The sequence below is a fragment of the Geobacillus sp. C56-T3 genome (assembly GCF_000092445.1).
In the GTDB taxonomy this organism is placed as follows: domain Bacteria; phylum Bacillota; class Bacilli; order Bacillales; family Anoxybacillaceae; genus Geobacillus; species Geobacillus thermoleovorans.
On sequence record NC_014206.1, the window covers coordinates 3,272,311 to 3,292,926 of the forward strand.

The 20,616-nt window shown below is 52.4% G+C and carries 19 protein-coding genes and 1 riboswitch; of the genes, 3 read left to right on the forward strand and 16 right to left on the reverse strand.

What is annotated here, in order from left to right; translation table 11 throughout:
• Window positions 1-84 precede the first annotated feature (84 nt).
• Window positions 85-1,758, forward strand: coding sequence for a DUF6044 family protein (locus tag GC56T3_RS16250; protein ID WP_013146401.1), 1,674 nt, complete (start codon window positions 85-87; stop codon window positions 1,756-1,758).
• Window positions 1,759-1,774: 16 nt separating this feature from the next.
• Window positions 1,775-2,767: a glycosyltransferase family 2 protein gene (locus GC56T3_RS16255; protein WP_013146402.1), complete on the forward strand. Its 993-nt coding sequence runs from the start codon at window positions 1,775-1,777 to the stop codon at window positions 2,765-2,767.
• 406 nt (window positions 2,768-3,173) lie between these two features.
• On the opposite strand, the gene GC56T3_RS16260 is transcribed toward GC56T3_RS16255, so the two are convergent.
• The gene (locus GC56T3_RS16260; protein ID WP_013146403.1) at window positions 3,174-4,622 is read right to left on the reverse strand and encodes a S41 family peptidase; all 1,449 of its coding nucleotides are present in this window, start codon (window positions 4,620-4,622) and stop codon (window positions 3,174-3,176) included.
• Between the two features lie 392 nt (window positions 4,623-5,014).
• Window positions 5,015-5,728 (reverse strand): pirin family protein, encoded by a 714-nt coding sequence (locus tag GC56T3_RS16270; RefSeq protein ID WP_013146404.1) that lies wholly within the window; start codon window positions 5,726-5,728, stop codon window positions 5,015-5,017.
• Window positions 5,729-6,183: 455 nt separating this feature from the next.
• A riboswitch (cyclic di-GMP riboswitch) is annotated at window positions 6,184-6,269 on the forward strand.
• 40 nt (window positions 6,270-6,309) lie between these two features.
• Between GC56T3_RS16270 and GC56T3_RS16280 the strand changes: the two genes are divergently transcribed.
• On the forward strand, window positions 6,310-7,170 hold the full coding sequence (locus GC56T3_RS16280; RefSeq protein ID WP_013146405.1) for a hypothetical protein: 861 nt from the start codon (window positions 6,310-6,312) through the stop codon (window positions 7,168-7,170).
• A gap of 376 nt (window positions 7,171-7,546) precedes the next feature.
• Here the strand turns inward: GC56T3_RS16280 and merR are convergent, their stop codons facing one another.
• The 14 genes from merR to hpf all read right to left on the reverse strand — a co-directional run bounded on the left by merR (window position 7,547) and on the right by hpf (window position 20,575).
• Complete coding sequence (gene merR, locus GC56T3_RS16285; RefSeq protein WP_013146406.1) at window positions 7,547-7,975, reverse strand: Hg(II)-responsive transcriptional regulator; 429 nt, start codon at window positions 7,973-7,975, stop codon at window positions 7,547-7,549.
• Window positions 7,976-8,287: 312 nt separating this feature from the next.
• A complete protein-coding gene (merA, locus tag GC56T3_RS16290) occupies window positions 8,288-9,928 on the reverse strand; it encodes a mercury(II) reductase (protein WP_013146407.1) in 1,641 nt (546 codons plus the stop codon).
• A gap of 71 nt (window positions 9,929-9,999) precedes the next feature.
• Entirely contained in the window at window positions 10,000-10,293 is a 294-nt protein-coding gene (locus GC56T3_RS16295; protein WP_013146408.1) for a transporter, read from the reverse strand.
• 196 nt (window positions 10,294-10,489) lie between these two features.
• Window positions 10,490-11,788: a murein hydrolase activator EnvC gene (locus GC56T3_RS16300; RefSeq protein WP_013146409.1), complete on the reverse strand. Its 1,299-nt coding sequence runs from the start codon at window positions 11,786-11,788 to the stop codon at window positions 10,490-10,492.
• Window positions 11,789-11,816: 28 nt separating this feature from the next.
• Window positions 11,817-12,710, reverse strand: a complete 894-nt coding sequence (gene ftsX / locus GC56T3_RS16305) for a permease-like cell division protein FtsX (protein WP_013146410.1) — start codon at window positions 12,708-12,710, stop codon at window positions 11,817-11,819.
• Window positions 12,691-13,386, reverse strand: coding sequence for a cell division ATP-binding protein FtsE (gene ftsE, locus GC56T3_RS16310; protein ID WP_013146411.1), 696 nt, complete (start codon window positions 13,384-13,386; stop codon window positions 12,691-12,693). The genes ftsX and ftsE overlap by 20 nt, the downstream gene beginning before the upstream one ends.
• A 260-nt stretch (window positions 13,387-13,646) precedes the next feature.
• Window positions 13,647-13,982 (reverse strand): cytochrome c551, encoded by a 336-nt coding sequence (gene cccB / locus GC56T3_RS16315; RefSeq protein WP_013146412.1) that lies wholly within the window; start codon window positions 13,980-13,982, stop codon window positions 13,647-13,649.
• A 61-nt stretch (window positions 13,983-14,043) separates the two neighbouring features.
• Entirely contained in the window at window positions 14,044-14,907 is an 864-nt protein-coding gene (locus GC56T3_RS16320; RefSeq protein WP_013146413.1) for a YitT family protein, read from the reverse strand.
• 136 nt (window positions 14,908-15,043) lie between these two features.
• Complete coding sequence (locus GC56T3_RS16325; protein ID WP_013146414.1) at window positions 15,044-15,304, reverse strand: type II toxin-antitoxin system RelE/ParE family toxin; 261 nt, start codon at window positions 15,302-15,304, stop codon at window positions 15,044-15,046.
• Entirely contained in the window at window positions 15,273-15,533 is a 261-nt protein-coding gene (locus GC56T3_RS16330) for a hypothetical protein (protein WP_011232575.1), read from the reverse strand. Before GC56T3_RS16330 ends, GC56T3_RS16325 begins: the two co-directional genes overlap by 32 nt.
• Before the next feature lie 111 nt (window positions 15,534-15,644).
• Window positions 15,645-16,749, reverse strand: a protein-coding gene (gene prfB / locus GC56T3_RS16335; protein WP_013146416.1) for a peptide chain release factor 2 whose coding sequence is annotated in 2 segments (ribosomal slippage) — window positions 15,645-16,673 and window positions 16,675-16,749 — 1,104 coding nt in all. Because the reading frame shifts where the segments join, the coding sequence is not laid out codon by codon here.
• Window positions 16,750-16,842: 93 nt separating this feature from the next.
• The gene (gene secA, locus GC56T3_RS16340; RefSeq protein ID WP_013146417.1) at window positions 16,843-19,356 is read right to left on the reverse strand and encodes a preprotein translocase subunit SecA; all 2,514 of its coding nucleotides are present in this window, start codon (window positions 19,354-19,356) and stop codon (window positions 16,843-16,845) included.
• 108 nt (window positions 19,357-19,464) lie between these two features.
• Complete coding sequence (locus tag GC56T3_RS16345; protein ID WP_041468573.1) at window positions 19,465-19,938, reverse strand: hypothetical protein; 474 nt, start codon at window positions 19,936-19,938, stop codon at window positions 19,465-19,467.
• 85 nt (window positions 19,939-20,023) lie between these two features.
• Window positions 20,024-20,575: a ribosome hibernation-promoting factor, HPF/YfiA family gene (gene hpf, locus GC56T3_RS16350; protein WP_013146419.1), complete on the reverse strand. Its 552-nt coding sequence runs from the start codon at window positions 20,573-20,575 to the stop codon at window positions 20,024-20,026.
• Window positions 20,576-20,616: the final 41 nt, after the last annotated feature.

The following is a 20,616-nucleotide window of genomic DNA, read 5'->3' on the forward strand; positions in this document are numbered from 1 at the left end:
ATTTTTTTATGCTTTTTTAATCGCAGCGGTTTATAATGGATCATGTTGTGCAATCTTCCCGTATGGGAAAGGAGGGCGCGCGAGATGGAACAAAGAGAACGAAAAGCGGTCGCCATCGCGTTCATCGTATTGGCTCTCTACCTTTCTCCGCTGTACATGTTAGGCGAACACGCCCATATTCGCGTGCACGACAATATGGATTCGAACATCGCCTGGTATCGCGTGCTCGTTCGCAGCGGCCAACTATTTGGCCCAATCGATGCCGTCATCCCGCAAGTGATCAACGGGTTGCCGCGCAACGCCTTCGGCACAGAATTCAGCGGCATCGTGTGGCTGCACGCTTTGTTTCCCTCCATGGTGGCGTACGCGCTCAGCCAGACGATCACGAGGGTATTCGCCTTTTTGGGTATGTATTGGCTGCTCAGGCGCCACTTTTTGCCTTCACCGGAATCATGGCTCATTCGCGTCGGGGCGGCGCTTGCTTTTGCGCTGACACCGTTTTGGCCGTCCGGCATGTTAAGCACGCTCGGCATGCCGCTGGCGCTTTGGGCGTTTCTGTCGATCCGCAACGGAGAAGCGACATGGAAAGAATGGCTTGCGATCATCTTGCTTCCGTTTTACGCCAGCTTTGTGCTCGGATTTTTCTTTTTCCTCACCGCGATGGCGGCGGTGTGGCTGTTTGACGGCGTTGTCCGCAAGCAGTGGAACAAGCGGTTTTTCGCCGCGATCGCCCTGATGACAAGCTTGTTTTTGGCCATCGAGTACCGCCTCGTGTACTCGCTTGTCTTCAGCGGCGAACCGACGAGCCGGAACGAGTTCCTCTCCTCGCGGCTCAGCTTCGTCCACTGCCTTCGTTTAACGTTGAAAAACTATGTGCTCGGCCATACGCATGTGATGACCGTCCATGGGCCGATCATCTTGCCGGTGCTTTGGGCGGCGTTTTTTCTCGTTTTGCGCCGCCGTCAGCGCGGGCCATTGGAGCGGCGCTTCCTTTTGCTGTTTTGGTTGAACATCGCCTTATCGGCTTGGTATGCATTTTGGTTTTACAAAGGGTGGCAGCCGCTGAAAGAACGGATTTCACTTTTGAATACGTTCAATTTCGCCCGCTTCCATTTTTTGCGGCCGATGGTCATTTACGTCGATTTTGCCTTGGCCTTGCAAATCTTAGCCAAGGAACGGACCGCATGGCGGCGCCTCGTGCCGATCGCCTTGGCGCTGCAGCTGCTTTTGCTTGGCGGGTTTAACGAGGAAATCCGCTATCGCCTCGCTGGCACGCCGTCGTTCGAGCAGTTTTATTCCGAACATTTATTTACCAAAATCAAGCAATACATCGGCAAGCCGGTATCATCCTACCGCGTCGCCAGCGTTGGGCTTCACCCGGCCATCGCTCAATACAACGGGTTTTATACGCTCGATACGTACAACAATTTTTACCCGTTATCGTATAAGCGGAAGTTTCGCCGCATCATTGCCAAAGAATTGGACAAAAGCCCAGTGCTGAAAGACTATTTCGACCATTGGGGCAACCGCGTCTATTTGTTTTCGGCAGAGCTCGGGAAACATTACATGTTCACGAAACGCTCGCATAAAGTCATTCGTCATTTCGAGATCGACACAAAGGCGTTCAAACAGCTTGGCGGCAAGTACATTTTTTCCTCCGTCCCGATCATGAACGCCCGCGACATCCATCTCCGCTTCTTGCGGGCGTTCACCGATCGACAGTCAGTCTGGAAAATTTATGTATACGAAGTGGAGTGAAAGGGAGGCAAGAAACATGGTGGACAAACCATTGTTAGCCATCGTCGTCCCATGCTACAACGAAGAAGAAGTGTTGCCGGAAACGGCCCGGCGGCTGACCGCTTTGCTTGAGCAGCTGCTCGAAGAAGGAGCGGTCGCCATCGGCAGCCATATCGTGTTTGTCGACGACGGCAGCCGCGACCGGACATGGGCGCTCATTGAAGAAGAAAGCGAGCGCAACCCGTTTGTCTCCGGTGTGAAACTCGCTCGCAACGTCGGCCATCAGCGGGCGCTGCTCGCTGGGCTCGAAACGGTTCGCGCGTACGCCGATTGTGCCGTGTCCATTGACGCCGATTTGCAAGATGATGTGGAGGCAATCCGCGAATTTGTGCAAAAATACCGCGAAGGATATGACATCGTGTATGGCGTGCGGCGGAGCCGAAAGACAGACACGTGGTTCAAGCGTACGACCGCCCAAGCCTTTTATCGGTTCATGAGGGCCATCGGAATCGAGCTGATTTACAACCACGCCGATTTCCGTCTGATGAGCAAGCGGGCGCTCGATGAACTGAGCCGTTACACGGAAGTCAATCTCTTTTTGCGCGGGTTGGTTCCGCTCGTCGGCTTCCGCTCGACGTGCGTCTTTTACGACCGGCATGAGCGGTGGGCTGGACAGTCGAAATACCCGCTCAAAAAGATGCTCGCCTTCGCCTTTGACGGCATCACGTCCTTGAGCGTCGCACCGATTCGCGCCATTACGCTCATCGGTTTTTTGGCCTTTCTCACGAGCGGTGCGGCCGGGCTGTACGCCCTGATCGTCAAATGGCTTGGACACGCCGAATCGGGCTGGACGTCGCTCATGATTTCCGTTTGGTTCATCGGCGGGCTGGTGCTCATGAGCCTCGGCCTCATCGGGGAATACATCGGCAAAATTTATCAAGAGGTGAAACGGCGGCCGCGGTTTGCGATCGAAAAAACCGTGCAGCTGCCGCTTCCATCAGAAAGGGAGAAAACACCAGCCCGCCTGTAGGAAGGCATAGGTGATCCAAAACCGAAAAGGTCGGACGGATCAATCGGATCCGCTTGAACATCTCCTGCTTTCACTTGCGGCCTGGCAGTAGCCTCCTTCGATTCGATATAGATGCAACAAAGAAGTTTAACATATCCTTGACGGAAAAGTGGTTTGTCCATTTTCGACTGTCGAAGGCAAGCCTGTGGCTTGGAAGACCGAACAACGACTCGCTTCACAGACCCATTCATGGGTCTGGAAGCGGCGTTGTTCGGTCACTCGACAGTCGGATGCAATCACTGGTAAAAACGAAAAATGGTAAAGCTTTAAATTGCATCTATAGAGATGATAAAAAGAAAGGGTGTCCCAGAAGGATCGGGACACCCTTTCTTATTACCGTATATAGCATCAATCGCCCTCGGCTCGCTTACGACGGAAACAACACGCCAAGCGCTTTTTTCAGCTGCACATCATGGTTCGGATCGCGGACGGCTTCCATGATTTTCGTTTGCAGCACATCCGCCGTCGTCTCATCGATTCGTCCCGTAACCGGCAGCTGATTCGCTTTTTGGAACGCTTGAACGGCTTGTTCGGTTTCTTTGCTGAAGTAGCCGTCCGTGCGGCCCGGGTTGAAGCCAAGCCCTTTGAGCATTTTTTGCGCATTGGCGATTTGCTCGTCGTTCATGTCATACCGAAGCGGTTTTTCCACATGAAGCGGAGCGACGTGGAAATAATCCGGCTGCGCCACCGCGACATCCGGCTTGATCCCTTTTTTATGGATCCAATGCCCGTCCGGCGTCAGCCATTTGTACAGCGTCAATTTGATGTTGCTGCCGTCGCCCATCGGAATCGCCTGCTGCACCGTCCCTTTGCCGAACGTTGCCTCGCCGACCAGCTTGTAGCCGCCCGCTTCCTTCATCGCTCCCGCCAAAATTTCCGACGCGGATGCGCTTCCTTTGTCGATAAGCACAACGATCGGGTATGGCTTTTTCGCCGTTAAATCGGAATAAAACTTTTGCCGATCGCCATCGCGTTCTTCAATTTGCACATATGGTTTGCCTTTCGGGATGAGCTGTTTCAAAATTTCCTCAACGCTTTGCAAATAGCCGCCCGGATTGCCGCGCACATCGATGATCAAGCCATCAATATGTTCGGCCTCAAGCTTCGCCAATTTCTTTTTAAAATCGGCGGCCGTGTTTTCCGAAAACGACGTAATTTGCAAATAGCCCGCCTTTTTGCCGTTGTATGTTTTGATCGAGTCATACACCGTCTGAATCGGAATTTCGTCGCGGACGACTTTGACTTTCATCACGTTTTTGACGCCGGGGCGCAAAATGTCAAGCTCCACCGTTGTTCCTTTCTTGCCGCGGATTTTCAATACCGCTTCATATAAATCAAGCCCTTCCAGGCTTTCTCCGTTGACGCGCAAAATTTGATCGTTCGGCTTCAGACCCGCTTTTTCCGCCGGCGAGTTTTTGATCGGAGCAACGATCGTCACCTTGCCGTCGATCATGCTCACTTCGGCGCCGATCCCCTCAAACGACGAGTCGAGCGACTCGTTGAACTGCTCCGTCGTTTCCGCATCCATGTAGACGGAATACGGGTCATGGAGCGTGTTGATCATACCTTGAATGGCGCCTTCCGTCAGTTTTTCTTCATCCACTTTCTCCACGTACCGATTCTTAATGAGCTCATAAGCTTGCCGGATTTTTTTCATCTCTTCGCTGTCGTTCGTCGACTTGGACGGCTCATTCGAAACAATCGTCGAAAGCGAGCCTTCCATCGGGCGGTCCGCCAACTGAAGGCCAGCGTACGTCCCTCCCGCCCCAATGAGCATCGATATGGCCATCAATGCGGCCGTCGTCGATTTTTTCACGTTGCTTCCTCCTCACCCTATGCTTGACCTTCCCCACCGCTTGCTGCGGTGCGAGAAGGGGGCTTTCTCCTCGCTCCTCCGTCAGTGAAGCAAATGAACATCCCTTCCGCCCCAACGCTGACGGCTTTTGCAAAACACGAAAAGGAAAAGCACCGCCTCACGCCGTGCCATGCCTTTATCTTCATCATATGTTGGGCTTGTACCGAGTATGCTAGTGCGTTGCCCATCCTTTACTAGTTTACACGCTCCTTGTTGATTTCTCAACTCATACAGAGCGGAAAAAAGAGGCACCCCTCGCCCTTGGCGGCGAACGATGCCTCTTCTTGATTCGTCTTCTTGGCACGATCTAGAATGGAAGCCAAACCAATGAGCCGCACAAAAACGAAACGCTTTCACCCCTCTTTTGGCAAGTCGATGAGCATCAACCGCGATCCTTCGTTCGTTGCGAGGCGAAGAACCGGCGTTTCCGTGATGCGGGCCGCATCGCGCCGCTCGAGATGGTCCTCGCCGTTTAACGTCAGATCCCCCTCAATGACAAAGACAAAGATGTTCCGCCCTTCCGGCTGGGTAAACGTCAGCTTATGCCCGGCTTCCAAATCGGAAAGATAAATCGTCAAATCTTGATGAATGTGAGCAATCCCCGGGGAAGACGGGTGTTTCGTGACAATCGGCAGCAAGGCGTTTTTCATCTTGTCGACCGGAAACTCGGTCCGCTCGTACGACGGCGGCAATCCGTATTGTTCCGGCAAAAACCAAAGTTGCAAAAAGTTCACCTCTTCCGTCGCCGAAGGGTTTACTTCCGAATGGACGATGCCGGTGCCGGCCGACATCCGCTGCACACCGCCGAACGTTGTCACCGCCTTATGTCCGGTGCTGTCTTCATGTTGCAAATAGCCTTTAAGCACGATCGACACAATTTCCATCTCCCGGTGCGGGTGAGCGCCAAAGCCGGAGAGCGGCGCAACGAAATCGTCGTTTAACACCCTTAGCGGGCCAAACTGGATGTTGTTCGGATCATAATACTCGCCAAATGAGAAGCTATGGTATGTTTTCAGCCAGCCGTAATCGGCATGATATCGGGACGACGCCCGGTCGATGCGGATCATCTTGTTCCTCTCCTTCATTTATCGAAATAGAGCACCAAGAGCATGCCGCTTTGATACGGCGATCGCCATAGCGATCATAGTCATGTGATATATACGATGCGGATCATGAAAAATCTAGAATGCTGGTGATTCAACAGGAAATGCGGTTCAATCATGTCGCTTCTCAAACGGAGGAGCCTTATATATAAATGTTGCTCTTCCCTCCACTCAAGAATCATCGATATTAGCGGAAATGGACGTTTTTCACCGGCCTCCTTGGAGGGCTAGCCAGCATGAAGTTCTACATCAATTTGATTGATTCTAAAATCTTGAATTCGAGATTATTATAGAAAAAACCGTTTTGCCTGTCAACTTTGGAACGGATGAAAAATAGGACAAATGGATGATTTACCTCAGATCGTAGGACAACTTATAGTGAAGATAGATTACCGCCGCATCTTCTCCTGCGAGGAGATACGGCGAAAAGGCAAAGCGCTGGAAACAGCGTGGCGCAAAGCTAAAGGGGCTACGGCGAAAGACGCTATGCCAGCCAGCTGCCGAACGTATCTTCAATCCATCATTGATGAAGGGAGAAGAAAAGCATGAAGCGAATGCTAGTTGGGTGCCTCGCTGCTGCCTTGTTGTTTTCATCAGGATGGGCAACAGCCGAAGCCAAGGGGAAACAACAATCCAAGCCAAAATGGGCCGATAAAAACAAAGACGGCATCCCGGATGATTGGGAACTGAAGTACAAACTTGGTCTAGGGAAAAACGTCGCCAACCAGGACAAAGACCGCGACGGCTTAACTAACCGAGTGGAATACAACCTCCGTCTGAATCCGACGAAAACAGATACGGACAAAGATAAAATATTAGATGGGGACGAAGACACCGACCGCGATGGGCTGACAAACAGCGCCGAGGTAGCGCTCGGCACTAAACCCGAAGATGCCGACAGCGACAACGATCATGTCAAGGACGGAGCAGAGAAGAAAGGAAAAGCCCAACTGGCTAACGTCGTCCAAAAACTTGAGCTACAAATGAAAACCGCGGCTAACCAAACGATTAAAATCGACTATCATTGGTCTGAACGCCATTCCCATTTGCACATTAAAGACCAGACGGGTGAAGTGACAACAAATGATGTCCAGTCGCTCATTAACGACTTGCAAGCATCACCGTCGCTGTCAAATGATGAAGTCATCGCCAAAATCCAAACTCTCTTTTCCCTTGATACTCCGTTCCGCCTTGAACTCGAGTGGAAATATGGAAGCGGCCGGGCGCGGAAACTTTCCGTCAAGCAAGACGAGGACAAAGGAGAAAATGCTGGGCAACCCGGCGATGATCAAGATGACGATGACCAAGGCCATGATCAAGACGGTCATGATCAAAATCACGACCAAGACGATGATGACTACGATGGTGGCAATGTAGGCGGCGATGATGGCAACAGCAGCGAATAATCGCGTCCTGAGCAGACAAGCAGCTGCCCGAAAGGCCGGGAAACCGGCTAATGAGGGCAGCCGTATTTTTGTTGGAGCTTGCCACCACTTATTTCCTTATCGCCCTTTTTTCTGGCTCTTCACCACAACATGTACTTGACAACGGTTTCCTGACAAGGATAGGCAAAAAGTGCTGATGTTCCCTCACAAGCGTAAATAGGGGATGTTCAGAAAAAAATCAAGTACAACTTTTGGTGAAGAGCCTTTTTTCTCCCCCGTTGCCAGTGTAAAGGACGCACGGGGCTGTTGCGGCTAAAATTCCGTAGTAAAATAAACACCCGAACCGATCAATAACAAAGCCGTTGCCTATCTCCCTTTTAGGCAAGTAAACAGTCCCTCATTCTCCCTTCCTTCCCTCATCCGAGGGTTCTTCTAGCAATAGGTCAATAATCGGGCAGTTATATAAATTGTCTTCATGAGGGCAACATTCCTTTAACTGCTGGAGCATCGCTTCGATCCGCCTCAAATCGCGAATGCTGGCTTGAATCTCCTCGATCTTTTGCGTAACAAAGCGGTACATGTCTTTGCATCGATCGCGATCCCGATCGACAACGCCAAGCAGTTTATCAATTTCCGCCAAGGTGAATCCGAGCCCTTGCAACCGCTTAATAAACTGAATTCGCCTGACCGTTTCCTCCGTATACAGACGATATCCGCCTTCTGTCCGCTCTGTTTCTGGAATAAGCCCTTTCCGTTCGTAGTATCGGATCGTTTCTTTATTGACATGGCATGTTTCTGCCAGCTCGCCGATGCGGTAATGTTTCATATAACCACCTCACCCAAAAGCATAAACCTTGTACTATAGTACAGGGTCAAGTCAATATAAAAGTTGGGCCGGCGAAAAACAACTGTTCCCCCTGATCGATTGGTTATCGTGCGAAAAGAGGAATCGATGTTACAAAGTTTTTCAATTTGAGAAGTGCTGCTGTTAAGCTTCATGCTCTGTTCAATCACCAGCCTTTTAAGGAAGCGTTCCGCCAAACGGACCGCTACCCATTAAGCTTCGTTGCAATCGCAACAGCAATGAGTTCCAACCCCTTGATAACGGTCCGCGAAGCGGCGGCCCAATTCGAAGGCCTCATCCCGCGCAGCACGATAACTTCGAAACATCTTGGTCAAACGTAAGCGCCGCCAGCTTCAGCCCCTCCGCCATCGTTAAATACGGAGCCAACGTGCGGCGAAGGTCGTCGATCGTTAATCCGAATTGAATCGCCAACGTCGCAGCGTAAATGACCTCGCCGGCATTGTCCGCAACAACGTGGGCGCCTAGCAGCTTGCCCGTACGGGCCTCAGCGACAAGTTTAAACACCCCCGTCGTTTCCCGGTTGACGATCGCGCGCGGCACCGCCTCAAGCGGCAGGACGGACGTTTTCACGTCATACCCGTTTTCTTTCGCCCGCTGTTCGGTCAACCCGACGGTGGCGATGGCCGGATGGGTGAACGTCACCGCCGGAACGACGGCCGTATCCCAGCGCTTGTTCAGCCCGCCGACGGCATTGGCCGCGGCAACGGCTCCCTGATAGGCCGCGACATAGACGAACTGCGGGCCGAGCGTGACATCGCCTGCCGCATAAATCGACGGGTTCGTCGTCCGTGTGTATTCGTCGATCAAAATTTCCCCGCGCGCCCCGACTTCCACACCGGCTGCTGGCAAGTTCAACGCCGCCGTATTCGGCGTTCTCCCGGCAGCCACGAGCAATTCGTCCGCTTCGATGACCCGGGTGCGGCCGTCTACATTCACATACACTTTTTTCGTATTCCCGTCTTGTTCGACCCGTTCAAACGAAGCGCCGGTGATGATGCGGATGCCTTGTTCCGTGAGCGCCCGCGCCACCGCTTCGGAAATTTCCGGGTCATACTCTTTCAGCAGGCGTGGGCTTCGCTGCATCAACGTCACCTCCGAGCCGAGATGGTGGAACAGTTGTCCCAACTCCATACCGATGTAGCCGGCGCCGATGACGGCGAGCCGCTTCGGCACCTTTTTCAGCTCGAGCAACGTCGTGCTGGTCAAGTAGTCGACATCATGAAGCCCCGGAATATCCGGCACAGCCGGGGAAGCGCCTGTCGCGATCAAAAACCGTTTCGCCGACAGCGTTTGGCCGTTCACTTCAATCGTTTGGCGCCCAACAAATCGGGCTTCCCCTTGGATGAAATCGAACCCATACTCTCCGATCAAGTCTGCATATTTCGCTTGGCGAAGCTGCTCGACCAGCTCATTTTTTTGCTTCACTAACGGCGCCAAATCAACCGGACCAGCGGATGTATGCAGGCCGAGAAACGGATGATTTCGCGCCAACGCATTGATTTCACCAGCCCGAAGCAATGTCTTTGACGGCACGCAGCCGATATTGACGCACGTCCCCCCGACCGTGCCACGTTCGACCATCGCCACTTTCGCCCCGTATTTCACCGCTTCGATCGCCGAGGAAAACGCCGCCCCGCCGGAACCGATGACGATGTAGTCATACTCTCCCTCGCCATCGATGACAGATCTGGCTGATGCGGTGATCTCCTCGGCTTCCCCCGGCTCGTAATGGGCGTTTTTGACCGCTTGTCTCGCCATGTCAACGTCCGTGCCCTCAGGCAGCGCGAATACCGCTTCACCGCGCTGGAAGCTGACATCCATCAGCTTGGCCCCAATCGCCCCCAGCGCTCTGGCGACATGTTGTTCACAGCCGGTGCATGTCATGCCTTGGACGGTCATTCGATATGTTTTCATGGTAAAAAACACTCCTTATCAACAAATGTCTCTTTCCTATTTTGTTCAGATCCTCGATTATGAAACCTATATCACTCATCCTCATGATTCGTTCGGAAGGGGACACAGCACACCTCATGGCCGTTTCCCGTTTTCCCTAGGCCACAGCTTTCCGTTTCACCTGATCGCATTGGCTTTCGCTTTCCAAACATCATCATCAGCGAAAAGAAAAACAAAACCGTAAAAAAGCCGATGGCAAGGCTTTGGTGTCGGATCAAATACGCACCGACCGATGTTCCAGCCAACAACGGCAGAATAACCGCCAGATGGCACGGGCAGCTGAGCAGTGCCAGCACGGCCCAAAACGATTTTTTGACCATTCCCATCGTTCTCCCTCCTTGCGATGACGGGGTGGGGGGTTCCCGTCTTTGCTCAACATTATAAACGATGGACTAAGGTACAGAGTCAAGGGGGAATGTGGTGCGGCCAAACCATTTCCTTGATGTCAAATCAATCAAAAAAATACGCAACTTGTCCTGCCAAAAGACAGACAAGTTGCGCAATGCCACCTACCGTTCGAAATTAGAAAGGAATATAGTCAAGCGGATTGACCGCATTCGTTTTCGCCTCGTTCCAGCCGCCGCGATGCAGTTCAAAATGAAGATGCGGACCGGTCGAATGACCGGTATTGCCCATGTAGCCAATCATTTGTCCTTTACGGACGTGCTGCCCTTCGCCAACAAGACGCGCTTCTAAATGAGCGTACACGGTCGTATAGGTTTGCCCATTCATCACATGGCTGATGAAAATGACGTTGCCGTAGCTGCTAGAATAGTAGGAGCGGAACACAATGCCGTCCGCTGCAGCGACAACCGGCACAACGGGAGCTCGCTTGCCGATGTCGACCCCTGGATGGAAGTCCGTGCCGCCAAACCGGTAGCCAAAGCCCGAGGTGATCGGTCCGTTGGCTGGCCGGGTAAACGCCCCGCTCGATACAGGCGGCGTGCTGCCGCCGGATGGCGTTTCTCCTGATGACGCTCCTCCACCGTTTGGCGAGGCATATGTACGTCCTCTCTGTTTCGCTTCTTCTTCGGCCCGTTTTTGCCGTTCGAGTTCGGCAAGCTGCTCTTTCACCGCCGCTTCTTGTTTGGCGATCAGTTCTTTTTCTTCTTCAAGCGCCATCTTATGATCATGCTCTTCTTCCTCTTTTTGCTTCAAATCGGCCATCAGGCGATTTTTTTGTTCCAGCTGGCCGGCCAGCTCGGCCTGCAGCTGCTTCAATTCTTGCAAATCCTCTTGCAGCTTGTTCCGCTTCTCCGTCAATTCGGCTTCCTTTTTCTCTTTTAACGCTTTATCGGCTTCCTGCTCGCGGATGATTTGTTGGTCCGCTTCCATGATCGTCGTCACGGCGCTCATCCGGTCAATGAAGTCGCTGAAGCTTTGCGCGCCGAGCAACACTTCCAAGTAGCTGATCGCTCCGCCACTTTCCTGCAAGGAACGAAGCCGCTCCTTCAAAATTTCATTCCGCTTTTCAATCCGTTCTTGAATTTCGGCAATTTCTTGTTTCAATTGGTCAATGGCCTGCTCCGTTTGGTCAATATCTGCGCTGACGTTGCGGATTTTGCCGCTCGTTTCCTCAATGGCAATGTTCAGCTTTTCAATATCGTTGGCGACTTGTTTTTGCTGCGACTGAAGGGCTTCGATGTTTTTTTGCGCCTCGCTGATTTTTTCCTGCACCTCTGACCGTTTCGAACGAAGCGCGTCGATCTCGCCTCGCTTTTGTTCGATATCACGAGTGCTGACGGCGTCCGCCGCCGGCGGCAGAACGCCAAGGCCGAGCGCCGCGGCGACAGCGAGCGCCATCATGTTTTTCTTTTTCATCGCTTTCCCCTCTCCCTATGATTCTTTTTTACACTTTCAAAAACTTACGCACTGACATGACGCTTCCCCAAATGCCGATGCCCGCGCCGATCACCAAGAGCAGTGCGCTCAACTGCCACATAAACGGCGAAAACGGAAGAAGTTCAAAAAACGGCAAGGAAACGCGCTGTTCATACACTTGATACACGTTGTAGTACACGATCGAAAGCGCCGCGATCGGGAAGAGAGCGCCGAGCATTCCAAGCCATAACCCTTCCAAAAAGAACGGCCAGCGGATAAACCCGTTCGTCGCGCCCACGAGCCGCATAATTTCAATTTCGCGGCGGCGGGCGAAAATCGTAATTTTGATCGTGTTGGAAATGAGAAACATCGCCGTAAACAACAATCCGAGAATGAGCACGAGCCCCACGTTGCGCGCCACTTTCAGTGCGTCAAACAGCTTCTCGACCGTCCCTTGGCCATAATTGACTTTATGGACGAACGGCAATGTTTCGATTTGTTTGGCGATTTTCACCGTATCTTGCGGATGGGCCGCTTTCACGACGTATACATCGCTCAACGGATTGTCCTGTTCAAATAAGCGGAACGACGAGCCTTCATCCCCCATGCTTTTGATCAGCCGCTTCAGCTCTTCGTCCTTCGATGAATAGCGCACTTCCTTGACGTTTGGAATGGCTTCAATTTGCCGGCGCAAAGCGTCTTTTTGCCGGCTGTCGGCCGTCAGCTCGATATGGACGCGAATTTCGACATCGTTTTCGACTTTTTGGGCAAAATGGTTGATGTTGAACATGACGACAAAAAAGACGCCGACAAGCAAAAGCGTCACCGTGACGGCGCTCGCGGAGGCAAACGTCATCCAACCGTTGCGGCCAAGGCTTTTGATGCTTTCCCGGACGTGGCGCTTAAACGTATGAAGCGTCATAGCCGTATTCCCCCTTCGCCTCGTCGCGGACGATTTTCCCGTTTTCGATGGCGATGACGCGCCGCCGGGTCACGTTGACAATCTCTTTGTTGTGGGTCGCCATCACAATCGTCGTTCCCCGGTCGTTGATTTTTTCAAACAGCTCCACAATGCCCCATGAGGTTTCCGGGTCCAAGTTTCCTGTTGGTTCGTCGGCAATCACGATCTTCGGGGAGTTGACGATTGAGCGGGCGATGGAGACGCGCTGCTGTTCGCCCCCGGACAGTTCGTTCGGATAAGAGCGGATTTTATGCTTGAGGCCGACTAAGTCGAGTACTTCCATCACTTTTTTGCGGATCACTTTCGGCGATTCTTCAATGACTTCCAAGGCAAAGGCAACGTTTTCGTAAACGTTGAGCTTCGGAAGCAACTTGAAATCTTGGAACACAACACCGATATGGCGGCGCAAAAGAGGGACTTTGCTGTCTTTGAGTTTGGCAAGGTTGACGCCGTTGACCATAATGGTCCCGCTCGTCGGCTTTTCCTCGCGGTACATCATCTTAATAAACGTCGACTTCCCAGCCCCGCTGGGTCCAACGACATAGACGAATTCTCCTTGCTTGATGCGGACGTTGATGCCGTTTAACGCCACAACGCCGTTTGGATACGTTTTGTATACATCTTGCATTTCAATCATCATCATCACCTATTTTCGACTTCCCTGTTGCCATTTCTCGAGCTGTTTCGAATGAATCTTGCAAAATTCCGCAAGGATTATTATAACACGATTTTCTATTGTCGAATTTTACATTTATATTTCAAATGGGGAACAATGGAGAAACTAGGACAAAAGATGCAAAAACAGAAAACACCGCCCCGTTCTTAAGCGAACAAGGCGGTGCACCTTCCTTGAATGAAACGATCTTTTCCTTTCAAAGAGTCAGAAACATCCGTCCATTATTTTTTCGCAGCCAGCCATTCCGCCACTTTGTCGGCGTCTTCCCCTTTAATGATTCCTGCCGGCATCGCGCCGCGGCCGTTGGCGATAATGTTTTTAATTTCATCTTTGGAATACTTGCTTCCAACCTTTTGCAAGTTCGGGCCGACCCCGCCCGACAGGTCTTGTCCATGACAGGACGCACAGTTTTGTTTAAAAATTTGCTCGGCAGCCGCTGCTGTATCCCCTCCGCCGTTGCTGCCGCCGTTTTTCTCCCCGGCATTGTCCCCGCCACCGCCGCACGCGGCAAGCGCGAGCGAAACGCCAAGGAACATCGCAGCCAATTTCCATTTCATGGCGAACTCCCCCTGAAAACAAAAATTTCGTTCTCATTTATTATAACCGATTTCTTCCGTTTTACGTACGTTGAAATCCTTCGCCGAGCACCTCAGCGGCGTTCGCAACGATGACAAACGCTGTCGGATCAATGGTTCGGACCAATTGTTTCAATTTCGTGAACTCCGATTGCGCGACGACGCACATCAACACCGGCCGCTCATGTTCCGTGTAACCGCCATACGCGGGCAAGCGCGTCACTCCGCGGTCGATTTCGTGCAAAATGGCGCGGCGCACTTTTTCTTCTTCATTCGTAATAATAAGAGCGATTTTCGAATACCCAAGCCCGACTTGGACGAGGTCGATCGTTTTGCTCGTCACATACAACGCGATCAACGCATAGAGCGCCCGTTCAATATCAAACACAAACGCCGCGGTCAACACGATCAAGCCATCGATCAAAATGACGCACATGCCAAGCGACAGCCCGGTATATTTATGGATGATTTGCGCTGCCAAATCGGTGCCGCCGGTCGACGCCCGGCCGCGGAAGACAACGCCGAGGCCAAGCCCGACGCCGATGCCGCCAAAGATCGCGCCAAGAAGCGGATTCGTCGTCGCCGGCTCCATCTCTTTCGTCAAATAGACGACAAGCGGCAAAAACACCGTCCCGACAAACGTTTTCACGCCAAACTGCCGGCCCAAAAGCACAACGCCAGCGATAAAGAGCGGAATGTTGAGCGCCCATTGGACGTAGGCAGGCTGAATGCCAAACAACGCGTGCATAATCGTGCTGATGCCGCTAACTCCGCCCGAGGCGATCCGGTTCGGCAGCAAAAACACGTTAAACGCCACAGCGACGATCGCCGCGCCGATCAGAACATACGCATACTCCAAAGCCGCCTCCACCGCCGGAGGCATGGTCTTCTCTCTTCGCTTCCGCATGCTTCCCCACCTTCCTCTGTGAGTATAGCATGCCCGTTTTGGCAAGTAAATGACAGCCGATTAACGCGATAATGGTCTGCTATGCTAAAGGAAAAAAGGACGATCCGATGATCGCCCTAGCCAAAAAATACAAGCCTCAATACACATCCCCGCGGTTGCCGATCGCCTCAATATAGATGATTCGTTCATCATGATCGATGCGAAACAAAACACGATATGTTCCGACCCGCAGCCGATATAATCCATCCTGCCCCTTCAACTTTTTTATATCCCCCTGCGGCGGGATCGCAAGCAGACCTTGCAACCCAGAGGCCAACCGTTCTTGAACCTCTTTTTCTTGCCTAGCGATGAATTTGACTGCAGCCTTACGGTAAATCAACTTGTAGCCCGAATTCACGCTTGGCTTCTCCCCCGGTGATATATCCTTCATCGCTTTGCAGCTGCTGGCGCTCTTCTTCCGTCAACGCTTCTTCTTCATCTGTTTCGTCAATCCGCTCCCATACCATTCGTTCCTTTCTGGACCGATCAAGCAAGTACATCAAAAAATCGTACGCTGTTTGATGATCCGTTTCATCCAACCGGTCAATCAGTTCGTAAAGCAATTGTTTGCGCACAGCCAAAGCCATCGCCCTCCTTTTTCCTTATCATTACCTTCAGCGTATCACGAAAGCATAGATGCGTCAAAAGGCCAAAACACGATTTTGAAGCGAAAAAAAGGACGATCCGATGATCGCCCTTTACTTCAACTTCGCACGCAAATACGCGTCAATAAACACATCTATTTCCCCATCCATCACCGCTTGCACATTGCCGACCTCGACGTTCGTCCGATGGTCTTTGACAAGCGAATACGGATGGAAGACGTACGAACGAATTTGGTTGCCCCAGCCGATTTCTTTTTGCTCGCCGCGCAGCTCAGCGAGTTCGGCTTGTTGCTCCTCGAGTTTCTTTTGGTACAATTTCGCCTTCAACATATTCATCGCTTTTTCGCGGTTTTTGATTTGCGACCGCTCCGATTGGCACGTGACGACGATCCCGGTCGGCAAGTGGGTGATGCGCACGGCCGAGTCGGTCGTGTTGACGTGCTGCCCGCCCGCGCCGCTTGAGCGGTACGTGTCGATTTTCAGCTCTTCCGGCCGGATCTCAATTTCAATGTTATCATCCAATTCCGGCACAACCTCGCACGACACGAACGACGTATGGCGGCGGCCTGAGGCGTCAAACGGCGAGATGCGAACCAGCCGATGCACCCCTTTTTCCGCTTTTAAGTAGCCGTAGGCGTTGTGCCCTTTAATGAGCAGCGTGACGCTTTTAATCCCGGCTTCCTCGCCCGGGAGGTAATCGAGCGTCTCGACTTTAAACCCTTTTTTCTCCGCCCAGCGCGTGTACATGCGCAACAGCATCGACGCCCAGTCTTGCGATTCCGTGCCGCCCGCGCCCGGGTGGAGCTCCAAAATGGCGTTGTTTTGGTCGTACGGCTCGTTGAGCAGCAGCTGCAGCTCGAACTCGCTGAAGTCTTTCATCAGCTTTTTCGCTTCCTCGACGAGCTCAGCTTGGAGCTCGTCATCCGGCTCTTCCTTGAGCAATTCGTACGTCACTTCCAAGTTGTCAAACCGTTCTTCAAGCGAGGAAAATTCCTCGACGAGATCTTTGAGCGCATTCACTTCGGAAATGACCGCCTGCGCCGCCTTTTGATCATCCCAAAAGTTTGGCGCGGCCATTTGCTCTTCTAATTCGCGAATGCGCGCCTGCTTCGCTTCGAGGTCAAAGAGACCCCCTGATTTCCGCTAATCGCTTAGCCATTTTCTCAAGCTCTTGCTTGATTTCCACCAAATCGATCATGTTGTCCTCACCTCATCATCAATATAGTATGCCAACGATGAATGTCTGCCATTCAAAAGGGAGGCCGAGCCTCCCTTTATTATTTATAAACGGTTATACCACTCTTCCGCAACAATGTTTATATTTTTTCCCGCTCCCGCACGGGCACGGGTCGTTTCGGCCGACGCGCACCGCCTTGCGGACCGGTTTTCTCTTCGGTTCTTCGCCGTCTTCTTTCGGGTGAACCGCTTCGCCTTTGGCCACCTCTTGGCGCTCAAGGTTATGGTGAATTTCCGCCTTCATAATATAGGTGGCGACTTCCTCTTCAATCGCCGCAATCATCTCCTCAAACATGGCGTAGCCTTCCATCTGATATTCGCGCAGCGGGTCGACTTGCCCGTAGGCGCGCAAATGGATGCCTTGGCGAAGCTGCTCCATCGCGTCGATATGGTTCATCCATTTCATATCGACAGCGCGCAAGACGACGACGCGTTCAAACTCGCGCATCTGTTCAGGCGGGATTTGCGCTTCTTTCTCATCATAGCGCGCCTTCACTTTCGCCCAAATGAGCTCGATCATCTCTTCGGGCTCTTTGCCGCGCAAGTCAGCTTCCGTTACATCCCCTTCCGGAAGCAGATGGGCGTTGAGATACTCAACGAGCCCTTTCAAATTCCATTCTTCCGGAACCTCTTCTTTCGGCGTATGAGCGTTGACGACGCGCTCGATCACCGATTGGATCATCTTTTCGATAATGCCGCGCAAGTTGTCGGAATCGAGCACTTCATAGCGCTGGCGGTAAATGATTTCCCGCTGCTCGCGCAGGACATCGTCATATTGAAGCAGCTGTTTGCGGGCGTCGAAGTTGTTGCCTTCGACCCGTTTTTGCGCCGACTCGACCGCTTTCGTCACCATTTTGCTTTGGATCGGCTGCGAGTCGTCCATTCCAAGGCGGTCCATCATCGCCATTAAGCTTTCCGAGCCGAAACGGCGCATCAATTCATCTTCAAGCGACAAGTAAAACTGCGACACCCCAGGATCGCCTTGACGCCCGGAACGGCCGCGCAGCTGGTTGTCGATCCGCCGGCTTTCGTGACGCTCCGTGCCGATGACCGCGAGCCCGCCAAGCTCCTTGACCCCTTCGCCAAGCTTAATGTCCGTCCCGCGCCCGGCCATGTTCGTCGCAATCGTCACCGCGCCTTTTTGCCCGGCTTGAGCGATGATTTCCGCCTCTTTCGCATGGTTTTTCGCGTTTAAGACGTTGTGCGGGATGCCGCGTTTTTTCAGCATCTCCGACAACATCTCGGACGTTTCGATCGCCACCGTGCCGACAAGCACGGGCTGCCCTTTCGCATGGCGGGCGGCGATGTCCTCGACCACGGCGCGGAATTTCCCTTCCATCGTCCGATAAATCAAATCCGGACGGTCTTCGCGGATGACCGGGCGGTTCGTCGGAATGACGACGACGCGCATGTTGTAAATGTTGCGGAACTCTTCCTCTTCCGTCTTCGCCGTCCCCGTCATCCCCGCCAATTTTTCGTACATGCGGAAATAGTTTTGGAACGTGATCGTGGCTAAGGTCATCGACTCGTTTTGAATCTCGAGCCCCTCTTTCGCCTCAATGGCTTGATGAAGCCCGTCGCTGTAGCGGCGGCCGTGCATCAAGCGCCCGGTGAACGGGTCGACGATGATCACTTTTCCGTCTTGCACGACATAGTCGACATCGCGCTGCATCGTCACGTGCGCCCTTAGCGCCAGCTGAATATGATGGTTGAGCGTGACGTGTTTCAAATCGAACAAGTTGTCGATGCCAAACGCGCGCTCCGCTTTGTTGATTCCTTCTTCCGTCAGCTGGACGCTTTTCGTTTTTTCATCGTATGTGTAATCAACATCTTTGCGCAACGTGCGGACAAACGCATTCGCCTGCACATACAGCTTGGTCGACTTCTGCGCCGTGCCGGAAATGATGAGCGGCGTCCGCGCTTCATCGATCAAAATCGAGTCAACCTCGTCGATGATCGCATAATAGAGCGGCCGCTGCACAATGTGCTCTTTATAGAGCACCATGTTGTCGCGCAAATAGTCAAAGCCAAACTCGTTGTTCGTCCCGTACGTAATGTCGGCGTTGTACGCCGCCTGCTTCTCCTCGCGCGACATGCCGCTTAAGTTCAAGCCGACGGTCATGCCTAAAAACTCATACAATTTGCCCATTTCCGTCGCATCGCGCGTCGCCAAGTATTCGTTGACCGTCACGACATGCACGCCGCGCCCCGTCAAGGCATTCAAATAGACGGGCATCGTCGCCGTCAACGTTTTCCCTTCCCCAGTTTTCATCTCGGCGATGTCGCCTTCATGCAAGACGACGCCGCCCATAATTTGCACTTTATATGGGTACAAGCCAAGGACGCGCTTCGCCCCTTCGCGCACAACGGCAAACGCCTCAACAAGCAAATCATCGAGCGATTCGCCTTGTTGGTAGCGGGCTTTGAATTCCTCGGTTTTTTGCCGCAGCTGTTCATCGGACAGTCGGGCCATCTCCGGACCGAGCGCATCCACTTGATCCGCAATTTTCTCAAGCCTTGCCAACTGACGCTTGTTCGGGTCAAATACTTTTTTTAAGACTCCAAGCATAGGAAACGCTCCTTATTTTTCATGGACTCACTTATTCATCATATCATTTACAGGGATAGGTGACAACTGTTGCACAGGCTTAGAGAGGGGCATGTCCAAAAGAGGGAATCACGCCTTGGACTGAAGCTGCTCAATCGCCGCTTCCGCATGGTGAAGCCGCCGGTTCAGCGCATAAATTTCAAAACTTTTCTCCTCAACTTTTTCATGAATTTTGCGAAGCAATATTTGCACATCATCCACAAGCTGCGTTTCGACCCGATGAAGCGTCTCTTTCACTTCCGTCAATTCAGTTTCCACACCATTCAACCGCGTTTCCACGCCGTCCAATCGGGTCTCCACGCCATTCAACCGCGTTTCCACGCCGTCCAACCGGGTCTCTACGCCATTCAACCGCGTTTCCACACGGTCTAACCGCTCTTTCACCGCGCCCATTTCCTGTTCGAGGCCGACGAGGCGTCCGTTCATCTCCGTCAAACGGCCATCCATCTGCTCAAACCGTTGGCGAGTTTCTTCTTGGAACACCAAAAATCCTTTTTCCATGTTGTCCAACTTGGACAAAATTTGACGCAACAATTCCTCCATCGCTCTCCCCCATTTTGATTTTTCTCATGCATATTATAACATCCCCTGCCAAAAAAAGCAGGGGATGCGCACAAGAGGCAACCGTTTAATTCGCCTCGATCAATCCGTATTTTCCGTCTTTGCGGCGGTAGACGATGTTCGTCCGGTTTGTTTCCGCATTGGTGAAAATGAAGAAGTTGTGCCCCAACAAATTCATTTGCAAAATCGCTTCTTCACTGTCCATCGGCTTCAAGCTGAAATGTTTCGTGCGCACGATTTCAAACTCCTCTTCATTATTCTCCGCCGCGGAAGCGCCGATCGAGACAGGGGCAGCCAGCTTCGCTTCTTTCTCGCGGTCGCGCAGCTTCCGATTGACTTTCGTTTTATGTTTGCGGATTTGCCGCTCGAGCTTATCGGTTACTAAATCGATGGCCGCATACATATCTTCATGGCGCTCTTCAGCGCGCAGCAACAAATGCGGAATCGGAATGGTCACTTCGATTTTCCCTTGTCCATCGTTATAGACTTTTAAATTGACATGGACATTCACATCATCGGTGCGATCGAAATAGCGCTCCAATTTGCCGATTTTTTTCTCCACGTACTCGCGCAGCGCTGGCGTGACTTCGATGTTTTCCCCGCGAACGTTATACATCATCGCTGACCACTCCTTATCTTTAAAACTGTAAATCCCTACAC

Excerpts from the sequence above, each read along its gene's own strand:
- GC56T3_RS16320 (WP_013146413.1), bottom strand. The coding sequence starts at position 14,907 with ATGCGGAAGCGAAGAGAGAAGACCATGCCTCCGGCGGTGGAGGCGGCT.
- GC56T3_RS16255 (WP_013146402.1), top strand. The coding sequence starts at position 1,775 with ATGGTGGACAAACCATTGTTAGCCATCGTCGTCCCATGCTACAACGAA.
- GC56T3_RS16330 (WP_011232575.1), bottom strand. The coding sequence starts at position 15,533 with ATGGCTTTGGCTGTGCGCAAACAATTGCTTTACGAACTGATTGACCGG.
- GC56T3_RS16300 (WP_013146409.1), bottom strand. The coding sequence starts at position 11,788 with ATGAAAAAGAAAAACATGATGGCGCTCGCTGTCGCCGCGGCGCTCGGC.
- merR (WP_013146406.1), bottom strand. The coding sequence starts at position 7,975 with ATGAAACATTACCGCATCGGCGAGCTGGCAGAAACATGCCATGTCAAT.
- GC56T3_RS16280 (WP_013146405.1), top strand. The coding sequence starts at position 6,310 with ATGAAGCGAATGCTAGTTGGGTGCCTCGCTGCTGCCTTGTTGTTTTCA.
- merA (WP_013146407.1), bottom strand. The coding sequence starts at position 9,928 with ATGAAAACATATCGAATGACCGTCCAAGGCATGACATGCACCGGCTGT.
- GC56T3_RS16295 (WP_013146408.1), bottom strand. The coding sequence starts at position 10,293 with ATGGGAATGGTCAAAAAATCGTTTTGGGCCGTGCTGGCACTGCTCAGC.
- cccB (WP_013146412.1), bottom strand. The coding sequence starts at position 13,982 with ATGAAATGGAAATTGGCTGCGATGTTCCTTGGCGTTTCGCTCGCGCTT.
- GC56T3_RS16250 (WP_013146401.1), top strand. The coding sequence starts at position 85 with ATGGAACAAAGAGAACGAAAAGCGGTCGCCATCGCGTTCATCGTATTG.
- GC56T3_RS16270 (WP_013146404.1), bottom strand. The coding sequence starts at position 5,728 with ATGATCCGCATCGACCGGGCGTCGTCCCGATATCATGCCGATTACGGC.
- hpf (WP_013146419.1), bottom strand. The coding sequence starts at position 20,575 with ATGATGTATAACGTTCGCGGGGAAAACATCGAAGTCACGCCAGCGCTG.
- ftsE (WP_013146411.1), bottom strand. The coding sequence starts at position 13,386 with ATGATTGAAATGCAAGATGTATACAAAACGTATCCAAACGGCGTTGTG.
- ftsX (WP_013146410.1), bottom strand. The coding sequence starts at position 12,710 with ATGACGCTTCATACGTTTAAGCGCCACGTCCGGGAAAGCATCAAAAGC.
- secA (WP_013146417.1), bottom strand. The coding sequence starts at position 19,356 with ATGCTTGGAGTCTTAAAAAAAGTATTTGACCCGAACAAGCGTCAGTTG.
- GC56T3_RS16345 (WP_041468573.1), bottom strand. The coding sequence starts at position 19,938 with ATGGAGGAATTGTTGCGTCAAATTTTGTCCAAGTTGGACAACATGGAA.